8 protein-coding genes are annotated in these 12,301 nt (G+C 35.5%); 1 reads left to right on the top strand and 7 read right to left on the bottom strand.

What is annotated here, in order from left to right; genetic code table 11:
* Window positions 1-3: 3 nt before the first annotated feature.
* The 6 genes from BD847_RS08590 to BD847_RS08565 form a co-directional block, all read right to left on the bottom strand.
* Window positions 4-984 carry an arabinan endo-1,5-alpha-L-arabinosidase gene (locus tag BD847_RS08590; protein ID WP_244201573.1) on the bottom strand — a complete coding sequence of 327 codons (981 nt, stop codon included), beginning with the start codon at window positions 982-984 and terminating at the stop codon, window positions 4-6.
* Window positions 985-1,100: 116 nt separating this feature from the next.
* Window positions 1,101-2,057, bottom strand: coding sequence for a glycoside hydrolase family 43 protein (locus tag BD847_RS08585; protein ID WP_115887877.1), 957 nt, complete (start codon window positions 2,055-2,057; stop codon window positions 1,101-1,103).
* Window positions 2,058-2,203: 146 nt separating this feature from the next.
* Window positions 2,204-3,829, bottom strand: a complete 1,626-nt coding sequence (locus BD847_RS08580; protein WP_115887876.1) for an arabinan endo-1,5-alpha-L-arabinosidase — start codon at window positions 3,827-3,829, stop codon at window positions 2,204-2,206.
* Window positions 3,830-3,840: 11 nt separating this feature from the next.
* A complete protein-coding gene (locus BD847_RS08575) occupies window positions 3,841-5,388 on the bottom strand; it encodes an alpha-N-arabinofuranosidase (protein ID WP_115887875.1) in 1,548 nt (515 codons plus the stop codon).
* A 144-nt stretch (window positions 5,389-5,532) separates the two neighbouring features.
* The gene (locus BD847_RS08570) at window positions 5,533-7,095 is read right to left on the bottom strand and encodes a RagB/SusD family nutrient uptake outer membrane protein (RefSeq protein ID WP_115887874.1); all 1,563 of its coding nucleotides are present in this window, start codon (window positions 7,093-7,095) and stop codon (window positions 5,533-5,535) included.
* Between the two features lie 31 nt (window positions 7,096-7,126).
* A complete protein-coding gene (locus tag BD847_RS08565; RefSeq protein ID WP_115887873.1) occupies window positions 7,127-10,183 on the bottom strand; it encodes a SusC/RagA family TonB-linked outer membrane protein in 3,057 nt (1,018 codons plus the stop codon).
* A 555-nt stretch (window positions 10,184-10,738) separates the two neighbouring features.
* Between BD847_RS08565 and BD847_RS08560 the strand changes: the two genes are divergently transcribed.
* Window positions 10,739-11,428 (top strand): NUDIX hydrolase, encoded by a 690-nt coding sequence (locus BD847_RS08560; RefSeq protein ID WP_115887872.1) that lies wholly within the window; start codon window positions 10,739-10,741, stop codon window positions 11,426-11,428.
* Window positions 11,429-11,644: 216 nt separating this feature from the next.
* Here the strand turns inward: BD847_RS08560 and fsa are convergent, their stop codons facing one another.
* Window positions 11,645-12,301 (bottom strand): fructose-6-phosphate aldolase, encoded by a 657-nt coding sequence (gene fsa, locus BD847_RS08555; protein ID WP_115887871.1) that lies wholly within the window; start codon window positions 12,299-12,301, stop codon window positions 11,645-11,647.

Below are 12,301 nucleotides of genomic sequence, written 5' to 3'. Positions count from 1 at the left end.
ATTCTATTTTAAAACAGGCCATAAATTAGCGTCCCATTGTATTTCTTTAACTACTAATCTTGGTGTTCCGTTTGATTTTTTTTCGTAGGCGTGATAGAAAATATAATCTTTGCCATCAAATGTATAAGCGCTGTTATGGCCTACGCCAAAGTAATTTTCGTCGCCCTGAACTACGATGCTTCCACCGCCTTCGGTTAATAATTTCCCGTCTTTATCTACATATGGTCCTGTTACATTTTTAGATCTTCCAACGACCACTTTATAAGTGCTTTTTTCTCCGCGACAGCACAAATCCCAAGAAAAAAATTGATAATAGTAACCGTTTTTCTTAAAGATAAAAGGAGCTTCGAGCGCGCCGTCTCCGGGATCAGAATCCGGTAATTCAAAAGTTCTTTTACGTTTAGAAATCGTGTGCCATTCCTGAGGTTTTGCAATCGATTTTAAATCCGGATTTAATTTTACCATTTTCAATCCTTCCCAAAAAGAACCAAATGAAAGCCAAGGTGTATTGTTTTCATCGAAAATTAAATTCGGATCAATTGCATTCCACATGTCTCTGTTTGGTTCTGACTGAATTACAATTCCCTGATCGACCCATTTGTAGTTTTTATCGTTTGGATCTAAAGTCGTATTTGTCGCGACACCGATCGCCGAAGTATTTTTGGCGAAAGCCGAAACCGAATAATACAGGTAATAAACGTTATTGTGTAATGAAATATCCGGTGCCCAAATATGATTTTTAAAATCGGCCGCAACGCCATCCGCCCAAACCGGTTTTTCTGCAAAAACCTGTGGCTGTTTGTCCCATTTTTTTAAATCTTTTGAGCTGAAAACACTAATTCCGTTTCCGGTGCAATACAAATAATAAGTATCTTTTTGTTTGATGACAACTGGATCGTGAACTACAATTTCCTGCGCAAATGAAACTGATGCAATCAACATCAAGAAACTGGAAAGTTTATGTTTTATATTTTTGTAAACCATATAAGTGATGTAAGTAAATTTAAGTTTGAGTTAAATAAAAACTCTATAGATCATATAAGTAAAGCTGTAAACTGTGACTGTGACTGAACACTAAAAATCTGAACACTGAACACTAACTACTGAATTCCCTCAGATGTCATTACAACTCGTTTCATTGTTCCGTCTTTATTGTAATACAATTTATCTACACAAACTGATCTTCTGAAACTTCCTCCGTGCGGAATTGATGCTCCGTTGTGATAAATAAAATACGACTGTCCTTTAAAATCAATAATCGATTGATGATTTGTGTTGCTGTTTCCGGCCAATTCATTTAAAATTCCCTTGAATTCCCACGGGCCATTTATTGATTTACTCATTGCGTAGGCAATTTTCTCTGGAAACTCATATGCGTATGACAAATAATACCAGTCTTTATGTTTGTGAATCCATGGTGCTTCGGTAAAATTTGGAAGTTTAATGTGATGAATTTCCCCATCAATTTCCGTCATATTCTCTTTTAATTTTGCATAATGGCACGCTGTATTTCCCCAAAACAAATACGCCTGACCATCAGTATCGATATAAACCGTCGGATCGATATCGTCCCAGCTTATATCGCTATATTTGGTCATGTCATTTGTAATTAAGGCTTTCCCTAAAGCATCTTTAAAAGGCCCTGTCGGACTATCTGAAACTGCAACTCCAATAGATTTTCCAGGTATCGTACCATGTTCAACCGTTACATACCAATAAAACTTCCCGTTTTTTTCAATTACTTGCGAAGCCCACGCATCGCTTTTTGCCCATTTAAAATCGGTAACTTTTAAAGGCACTGGATGCGATTCCCATTTTTTCATATCCGAAGAAGAGTAAACCACCCATTCATTCATCTTATAAAAATTAAAATCGTTTGGCGCTTCGTCATGACCGGCGTACAAATACACTTTATCCTTATAAACCAATGCTGCAGGATCGCCAGTATATTGATCCTTAATAATTGGATTATTGAATTTTGATGGATCGCTTTGAGCAACTACTTTACATGAAGTAATTAAAACTAAAAGCGACAGGCTTGTAAATAGATTTTTCATTATGTTTTATTTTTTTTTTTGCCACTCCCGATAGCTATCGGGATGCACAAATTTTCTCGAATTTTAATTTGTGTAATTCGTGGCTTATTTTTTCTCTCGCAGATTGAGCAGATTTATTTTAATCCATTTTATCTGTGGCATTATCTTTAATTTATCTTTTTACCCCAAACAGGCAATCCGGCAGCTGTGTATCCAGAATAACTCAAGGTTACTTTTCTGGTTGCTAATTCCCAATCCCAAGAATCAGAAACATTACATTTTACTCCATTTACTGTTAAGATTTTTTTAGTGCTGTCGTATGACCATGTTCCTGTTGCATCACCGCTTACTTTTTTATCGGCAGTCAAATAAATTGTTCCCGATTTTTGCATGGTTTTGTATTGGTAATTCATTGTAATCTGTTCCCAAGTTCCAATGAAATTTGCGTCACTTATAGTCGTTGCCGGAACTCCTGCGTAACGCTCAGCTTCAACAACCGGCCACCCGTCTTCTGTCCACTGAATGGCACGAACATGTCCCATCATTACGGCATTTGAAACTGCAATTCCAGGAACACCTTCCGGCAAACGTGCCTGAGAAGCATAGTACCATTGTTTTGTATCTGGATTTTGAAAAACTGCACAGTGCGCAAATCCAACCCAACCTGTATGATTTTTAAATTGATATGGATGTGTTACCATCGGATAACATTCGGCTCCGCTTGTGATACTGCTTCCGCTAATAGTCTGATACGGTCCTAAAATGTTTTTCGAACGAGCGACACGAGTATTATAAGCAACGGATAATTCATCATAAGCCAAAAACAAGTAGTAATACTGTGTTTCTGGATTATAGATAATTTCCGGACCTTCGAGCGCTTGCCAACGATTTGAATTAACGTTGCCACGACCTGCAATTCGTGTTCCGTAATCTTCAATTGTTTTTAACTTCGCTGGTTTTCCTGTTGACGGATCCAATTTTAAAGCGGCAATTCCAGAATGCCAAGAACCATAAATTAAATATTGATCACCTTCCGGAGTCTGAATAAAACTTGGATCGATGGCGTTGAATTTAAAATAAGCATCCCAATCGTTTCCTCCATTTCGAACATAACTTTTTACGCCATCCGGTTCAGAGCAAACTACCATTCCTTTATCAACCCAATTGTTTGAAGCCAAATCATCTGTTTCGGCCAGACCGATAAAAGCACGTTCTGACCATGAAGTATTGGTGTCTGTCCCCACAATTGGATTGGTAACAACAATGCTATAATACATTCTGAATTTGTTTCCAACTTTTCGAACACATGGCGCCCAATAACCATAATTTGGATTTTCTATCGGAGGAAGAGCCGGATTCATTCTTGCTCTTTTATTGTTCAAAGAATCTTTCACCCAAGCCGGAGCTGTAGTCATCGAAGATCCCATGAATTCCCAATTGATTAAATCTTTTGATCTTCTGTAAAAGAAATGCCCATTTCCTTCATGCGCATTTCCGTATGAAGCATCCGTTTGGTACATATAATAATATTCTCCGGATTTTTCTACAGATGGATCATGCACGTTAGCCAAATTCCATTGTGATCTGCTTCCCCAAGATGAAAATGCCGTGTAATTGTCTGCATAAGTTGGTCCGGGAAAAGCCGGTGTAACCACGGGCGGAACAACCACCGGAGGTACCACTGGATCTACTGGTTTAGCGGGGTCATCACTTGAACAACTAAACATCATCATAGCACCAAAAAAAAGTCCGATATGCGAAATCTTTCTTGAAACAAAATATGATTTTTTCATGTTTTTATCTTTTATTTTCCTTCTAAAACAACAACTGAGAAAGGAGGAACAATGATTTCTAATTTTCCTTTTTTGTTCTCGAAACCTTTAAAAACTGTTGGAACAATTTTGTTTGGTGTATCGAATGAATTGTAATCTTGTAATTTAGCCGATGTGATAACCGTTCCTGTAAAGTTTTTTACACCAAGATCTTTCACATCGATTTCTATTTTATTTTTGTTTTTAGCATCGATGTTTACTAGAGAAATATGTACTGCTCCGCTTTTATCCTTTGAAGCCGAAGCCGAAACTGCAGGAAGTGTTTCTCCATTAAATGTATAATTTGGTGAAGTAAAACTTACCGGCAATAGTTTTGCATCCTGATGCACACTGTACATTTTCATGACATGATAGGTTGGTGTCGTAATCATTTTTGCTTTATCTGTCAAGATTACCGCTTGCAAAACATTTACGCATTGTGCTAAGTTTGCCATACGAACACGATCAGCGTGGTTGTTGAAAATATTAAGCGTTGCTCCTGCCAAAACTGCGTCTCTCATCGTATTTTGTTGGTATAAAAACCCAGGATTTGTTCCTTTTTCAACTTCATACCAACCTCCCCATTCGTCAACCATCATAGCCACTTTTTTCTCAGGATCGTATTTATCCATTATGGCAGAATGTTTTGTAACCAATTCTTCCATTTTTAAAGCCGATTGCATTGTTTTGAAATAACCTTCTTCAGTAAAATTTCTATCATCTCCTTTTTTACCCCAGTCGATTACGGCATAATGATGTACTCCAAGTCCGCCTAACATATTCAGTGGAATATTTTTCATTAAGACTTCCGTCCAATTGTAATCGGCACTATTTGAACCTGAAGCAATTCGTGTAAGTCCGCCTGTATTTTCCCAATCCGACATGAAGGTTGCAAATTTTCTGTATTCTCCAGCATAATATTCCGCTGTCATATTTCCTCCACATCCCCAAGCTTCATTTCCAATTCCCCAGAATTTAACTTTCCAAGGTTCTTTTCTTCCATTTTTTTGACGTAAGTCACTCATTGGGCTTTTGCCTCCAAAATTGGTGTACTGCACCCAATCAGCTAATTCCTGAACAGTTCCGCTTCCAACATTTCCTGACAAATACGGTTCCGCTCCAAGAACTTCACATAAATTCAGGAAATCGTGCGTTCCAAAACTGTTGTCTTCTGTTGTACCACCCCACCATTTATTTACAATAGTTGGTCTTTGTTCCTGAGGACCAATTCCATCTTTCCAATGGTATGTATCTGCAAAACATCCTCCAGGCCATCTTAGGTTCGGGATTTTCAAATCTTTCAAAGCAGCAATAATATCATTTCTAACTCCTTTTGTATTTGGTATTTTAGAAGTATCTCCAACAAAAAATCCACCGTAGATACAGCGTCCTAAATGCTCTGCAAAATGGCCGTAAATGTTTTTATTGATTACAGGAGCGTCTGCATTATTTTTTAAGGTAACAACTGTGGTTTGATTTTGGGCAAAACTAACCTGATTACAAAGGGTTATAAGAAAGGTGATTATAAGTGCTTTTTTCATAATGTTTTTAAAGTTATAATATCATGTGAAGATTTTTATGCCTTCACATGATATTAAGTATTTTAACTAATTCAAATAATATTTAGTCGCAGTTTTCAGTCTCAGCGGATACTGTGACTGGAAACTGAAAACTGAAAACTTTTTTTAATAACTGTCATTCTGAATTGTTCCTGGATTATTGTCCATTTCTAACTGTGGAATTGGGAAAAATTCTCTACCTGGAGTATAAGAGTTAAACTCAGCATCTCTCGATTTTAACCAAGCTAATTTTGCAGAATCTTGTAACCATCCCCAACGACGAATGTCATCAAAACGGTGTCCTTCAAGAGGGAATTCCAAGAATCTTTCGTGACCAATTTGCTCTCTCATCTGAGCTTGAGTTAATCCTGGTTTTACAGTTGCCAAATCAGGTAAATTAACTCTGTTTCTCACCATTTGAATATACGAATAAGCTCCCGGAGTATCACCTGTTTCGTTCAAACATTCTGCATACATTAAAAGAATGTCAGCATATCTCAACAAACGCTCATTGATTCCTGAACGCCAATCGTATTCATCTGCAAATTGCCCATCTGAATTTTGATATTTTCTGCAAAACAAATCATTTAAATCAACCGAACTTGATGCATAAAATGTTGCGAAATCTTTACCGTACAATTGCATGCCACCTGGTTTATTATAAAAAATCGTCGCTTCCAGACGAGGATCATCATCGCCAGTTTTTGTTTTTTCTTCTTTGAATTCATTAAACAAGGCCCAAGTAGGCTGAACGTCTGTCCACCCGAAAGCTCTTGGCGCATAAGTAATAGCACGAGCAGATGTTTTCCCCCAGCCAGAAGCTGGAGCACCACCCCATCCTAAATCTACACCGCCGGCATCTCTGCTGAATTGAACTTCAAAAAGTGATTCAGAATTGTTTTCATTTGCTGTAGTAAAATTGTCTCTATAGTTTGAAACCAATGAGTAAACACCTAAATCTATTACTTGTTTAAAAGTTGTTTTTGCGTTTGCAAAATCTTTAGTAAACAAATATGCTTTTCCTAAATATCCTAAAGCTGCACCTTTTGTAGCGCGGCCTTTTTGTCCTTTATCAATTCCAGAAATTCCGTCATATGATGTTGGCAATAATTCGGCAGCAGCCTTAAAATCTGCAATAACCTGAGCCCATCCTTCGGCTTCTGTTTTTTGCGGATAATAAACAGCGATTTCTGTGGGAAGCGGAACATTTTTAAACAAATTTACGGCATGGAAAAAATATAATCCTCTTAAAAAATAAGCTTGTCCAATGATTCTGTTTTTTAGTGCTTCATCTTCAAACGCAATTCCCGGAACATTTGTTAAAACCTGGTTAGCACGATAAATTCCTTGATAATAGGTTTCGTAAGCCCATCCGTAAATAGCAGCATCAGCTACGTTTGAATTAAAGTGTCCAACATTATACATTGATGGCCAAGGGCTATTTGTACGAGCATCATCAGCTCTCGAGTCTAATAATAATGGCGTACTTCTCATGTAAGTACCATCTGTTAATAAACTTCCGTAAGCAGCATTTACACCTTCAATTGCATCCTGATCTGTTTTCCAAAAAGAGTCAACAGCATTGTTATTTGGGTCAATTTGAGTCAAATCTTCATTTTCAACACAGCTTGTTGTTACAACAGCCATTGAAAAGAAAATTGCTATATAATTAAATATTTTATATTTCATTTTAATACTTTTTAAATTGGTTAAACCGGTTTTAGAAACTTACATCTACTCCTAAAGAAATAGTTCTTGGATTAGGGAAAGATCCTGCATCAAATCCTCTTGAAAGCAATCCATCACTTGTAAAATCAGGATCGTAACCCTTGTATTTTGTAATTGTCCACAAGTTTTGGCCGTTTAGATAAACTCTTGCTTTTGAAATAAATTTATCTTTCAAAGGAATATTGAAACCTAGTTCCATTGTTTGTAATCTCACATAATCTCCACTTTCAACAAATCTGCTAGATTCTCTGTTATTTCCGTTAGGATCACCAATAACCGGAGCAGGAATATTTGTGTTTGTATTTGTTGGAGTCCAATAGTTTAATTCATCTGTGCTGTGATTTCCGTATTGACCAGCCATTAAATTGCGGTACATATTGTTGAAAATTTTGTTTCCGCCGCTACCTTGCCAAAACATTGAGAAGTCAAAGTTTTCATAAGATCCGCTAAAATTCAATCCGAAACCATATTTAGGAATCGAAACTCCCTGATAAGTTCTGTCAGCATCTGTAATCGCTCCATCACCGTTTACATCTCTAAATTTCACGTCTCCGGCAACTGCATTTGTTTGTGTTGGAGAAGATGCTACTTCGGCTGCATTTTGGAAAATACCGATAGCTTCCCAAGCATAAATTTCACCCACAGATCTTCCTACCTCTGTTTTTGCAACAACTCCATAAAGTGGATTTCCTGTAACCCCAATTTTGGTAACTTCATTTTTCAGTGTTCCAAAATTTCCTGAGATATCATATTTGAATTTATTATGATGATTGCTATATGATGCAGTAAATTCAAAACCAGAATTTTGCATATCTCCTGCGTTCGTCGTAATATTTGCAGGGAAAGCACCAGTAGAATAAGGTATTGGAACACCTACCAGCATGTCAGTAACTTTTTTGTTAAAATACTCAGCTGTAAATTGTAAGTCGTTATCTAAAAACCCTAATTCTAATGCGATATTTTTACTGGTTGTTTTTTCCCAGTGTACATTTGGGTCAAGTGCAGCAACCACAGTTGTTCCTGGAGCAAGTGAATTATTAAAATCATAACCAGCAAAACTATTTACTGTTGCAGCAAAAAAGTATGGTGGAATCGTATTATTTCCAATTGTACCATAACCTCCTCTTAGTTTAATATTGCTTACCCATTCTGGTAATTTTAAGAACTTTTCGTTACTAATTTTCCAACCTCCGGAAAACGAGTAAAAGTTTGCTGAATTATTTATTTCGCTAAAAAGAGATGTTCTGTCTTGTCTGAAATTTGCCTGCAATAAATATCTGTCATCATATGCATAATTTAATCTGCTGATATAAGATATTCCAGTAATTGTAAATTTGTATTCACTTGCATTTCTAGCATCAGCATATTGAAGCATCGGAATTTCACCAGGCGTATAACCTACACCTCTTGAATTGTATCTGTGATAATCTCTTCTTTCCTGAATCCAACCTGCAAGAGCGTCAATTTTGTGTTTTCCAAGAGTAATTTCATAAGTCAATAAATTATTCATGAAAGTTCTTAACTCATTACCTGTTTCTGTATCTAAAGAAGCTTCGTCATTTGTAGTAATATAATACCATCCTAAATCACTAGGCGGAATAAATTTTCTGTTTTCCCAATCTGTTCTGTCGTAACTTACATCCAGTTTGTATTTAAGACCTTTCACGATCTCTAATTCTCCCCAGATATCTCCAATAAAACGATTTCTTTTTCCGTTGTTGGTAATCAAATTATTATAACCAATTGGGTTCATAGAGATCGCTCTTTGCGTTAAATTATCAGTACCGCCATAACCACCTAATCTGTTTGCATCATAAACCGGCATTGTTGGCACAGCGTTCAACATATCGCTTACAAATGTTTGACCTGCATTATATTCGTTAAAAAGTTCTTTATCCGATTGTGTATAGGCGATTTTTGAACCGTACTTGAATTTTCCTTTTTTACCATTTAAATTAAGGTTCGTAGATAAACGCTCATATTCCTGTGGTGTCTTTAAATAACTAGTATTTTTAAAATAGTCAACATTCATGCTGTAAGCGATGCTCTCTGCTCCACCTGTAAATGTAAGCGCCTGATTTTGCACAATACCTGTTTGCAAAGATTCGTTTTGCCAATCTGTGTCTACATTTGAAATATAAGAAGGACTGTTTGGGTCATTTCCTGGAGCAATACTAACCGGAACACCCGCTCTGATGTCTCTGTTTCTTTCTGCTTCGCTAGTAATTTTTTGATAGCCTAAACGATCTGTAACATCCCATCTTTTAGACACATTTTGAAGTCCTACAATCGATTTGAATTTTACATCCGTTTTTCCTGCTTTACCTTTTTTAGTTGTAATAATTACAACACCATTTGCTCCACGAACACCATAAATAGCAGCCGAAGAAGCATCTTTTAAAACCTGCATCGATTCAATTTCTCCCGGAGCAAAATCGTAAGGAGCATCAACCATAATACCATCAATAACAAAAAGAGGGTTGTTATTTGTGAATGAAGTTATACCTCTAATTTTGATATTTACAAATCCTCCAGGTTCTCCTGATGATTGTACGGTAACACCCGGTACTTGTCCTTGCAACATTTTAGCAGCATCATAAGTTACTGTCTTTTTTGCCGATTCCATATTTACGACACTTACAGATCCTGTTAAGTCCGATTTCTTTTGGGTACCGTAACCAATTACGACTACCTCATTTAGTTTATTAGTATCTTCTCCTAAAACTGCATTTACTTTTGATTGACCTCCTACAGCTATTTCCTGATTCTGAAATCCTATAAATGAAAAGACTAAAACATCATTTGGTGATGCGTTAATCGAATATTCTCCATCAAAACCTGTTGTGGTTACGGTTTTGGTTCCCTTTATCATAATATTCACTCCCGGCAATGGTAATTTGTCCTGAGCCGAGGTAACAACTCCACTAATCGCTTTGCCTTGAGCCGACATTTGATTAGCAGAGAATAATAGCATCATTAATGCTAATAGCCATTCTTTTTTTGGCAATAAAAAATTGCAATAAAAAAATAATCGTTGGTTTGTTATCATATTCTTTAATTAAGTTGGTTAGTGTATAATTATAAGTGTTAATTTTACATTTGTAAATTTAAATAAAAAAAAACCTTAAAAACAAATTAAAATCACAAAAAAAAGCTAGTAAAAAAACGCATATCATAAATTAAGTGTGAAATACACATTAATAATTTGATGCTTTTTTCAAAAAAAGAGCCTTTTTTGTGACTTATTTGTGTAAAAAGTACACTTTTAATAAAAAAGCAGCTTTTTAAGCAAAAAATCAGGTTCTGAAAAAAATTGACAAATGGGCTGTTTTATAACAATTTATGACATTGAATGCATATTTTTTTGTAAAAAAAATCCTCTTTGTCAAGCATTTTTTTCCTAAAATCTTCTTAAATTCCAAAAAAACTACTCTATTTTTACATCGAAAACGTTTGAAAATTTGGAAATTGATTCATAAATCAAAAAAATACGGTCAATTTTGCGAATGAGGTTTATGGTCAATTTAACTTTAAGTGTAAAATCTACATTAATAATTATGAAACATATTAAGAAGTTTATATATTTACCAATAAATAATTACTTATGCTAAACAGTTATAGCTCTGCGGATAAAGTATTACTAGCAGTAGATTGTATCATTTTTGGATTCGACAATGAAGGCTTAAAAATACTTCTTATCAAAAGAGATTTTGAACCCGAAAAAGGAAAATGGTCTTTAATGGGAGGATTTCTAAAGCGCGATGAAGTACTAGACGATGCAGCAATTAGAATTCTAAATACATATACTGGTCTAAACGATATTTACATGGAGCAATTATATGCTTACAGTGAGATTGATCGTGACCCGGTTGAAAGAACTATTTCGGTTTCTTATTACGCATTGATTAATATCGAAAATCATAATGCTGAACTGATAAAAAACTATCACGCTCAATGGTTTAGCGTTGCCGATGCACCTAACTTAATTTTTGACCACAACGAAATGGTTCAGCACGCCATTAGAAGATTACGTTACAGAACTTCTATAAAACCAATTGGTTTTGAATTACTTCCTGAAAAATTCACCATGCGTCAATTATTAGAATTGTATGAAGCTATTTTGAGTAAAGAGCTGGACAAACGAAATTTCATCAGTAAAATAAACTCTTTAGAAATTCTAAACAAACTGGATGAAAAAGACATGCAGTCTTCCCGAAAAGGTTCGTATTTGTACACGTTCAACAAAGAAAAATATGAAGAAAAATTACTCAACGATTTTGTGTTGAACTTATAATTTTTTTTAGCCAAAGATTAACACAGATTTTTTAATCTTTTATCAAGGTAATTTAAAATAACAAAACCCTGAAAGCCACAAACTTTCAGGGTTTTTACTTCAATAAAACTACTATTAAAAACTAAACAAATTTTTCTTCTTTGTTGACCACAGCTTTAGTGATTTTTCTGAACTGTATAATCATTTAAATCTTTTTAATCTGTGGCAAAACAATTTTTAGCTATTCCCCTTTTGGTAATCTGCTAAAAATTGAGCTAAACCAATATCCGTTAACGGATGTTTCAGCAAACCTTCAATTGCGCTTAATGGTCCCGTGATTACATCAGATCCAATTTTTGCGCAGTTAATAATATGCATTACATTTCGAACTGAAGCAGCCAAAATTTGAGTTTCAAATCCGAAATTGTCATAAATCAATCTGATTTCTTCAATAAGATTCATTCCATCGGTAGAAACATCATCAAGACGTCCAATAAAAGGAGACACATAAGTCGCACCTGCTTTTGCTGCCAACAATGCCTGACCAGAGGAGAAAACCAAAGTACAATTGGTTCTGATTCCTTTATTTGCAAAATATCGAATTGCTTTTACGCCGTCTTTTATCATCGGGATTTTTACCACAATCTGCGGATGTAAAGCTGCCAATTTTTCTCCTTCTGCAATCATTCCTTCAAAATCTGTCGATATTACTTCGGCACTCACATCACCTTCTACCAATTCGCAGATTTTTACATAATGATCTATAATATTTTGCGCTCCGGTAATTCCTTCTTTTGCCATTAATGACGGATTTGTGGTTACACCATCTAAAACTCCTAAATCGTTGGCTTCTTTAATATCTTTTAAATTTGCTGTATCTATAAAAAATTTCAT

It is taken from the genome of Flavobacterium cutihirudinis (genome assembly GCF_003385895.1).
In the GTDB taxonomy this organism is placed as follows: domain Bacteria; phylum Bacteroidota; class Bacteroidia; order Flavobacteriales; family Flavobacteriaceae; genus Flavobacterium; species Flavobacterium cutihirudinis.
Note: the sequence above shows the minus strand (reverse complement) of the source record. Positions and strands in the feature narration are given on the sequence as shown.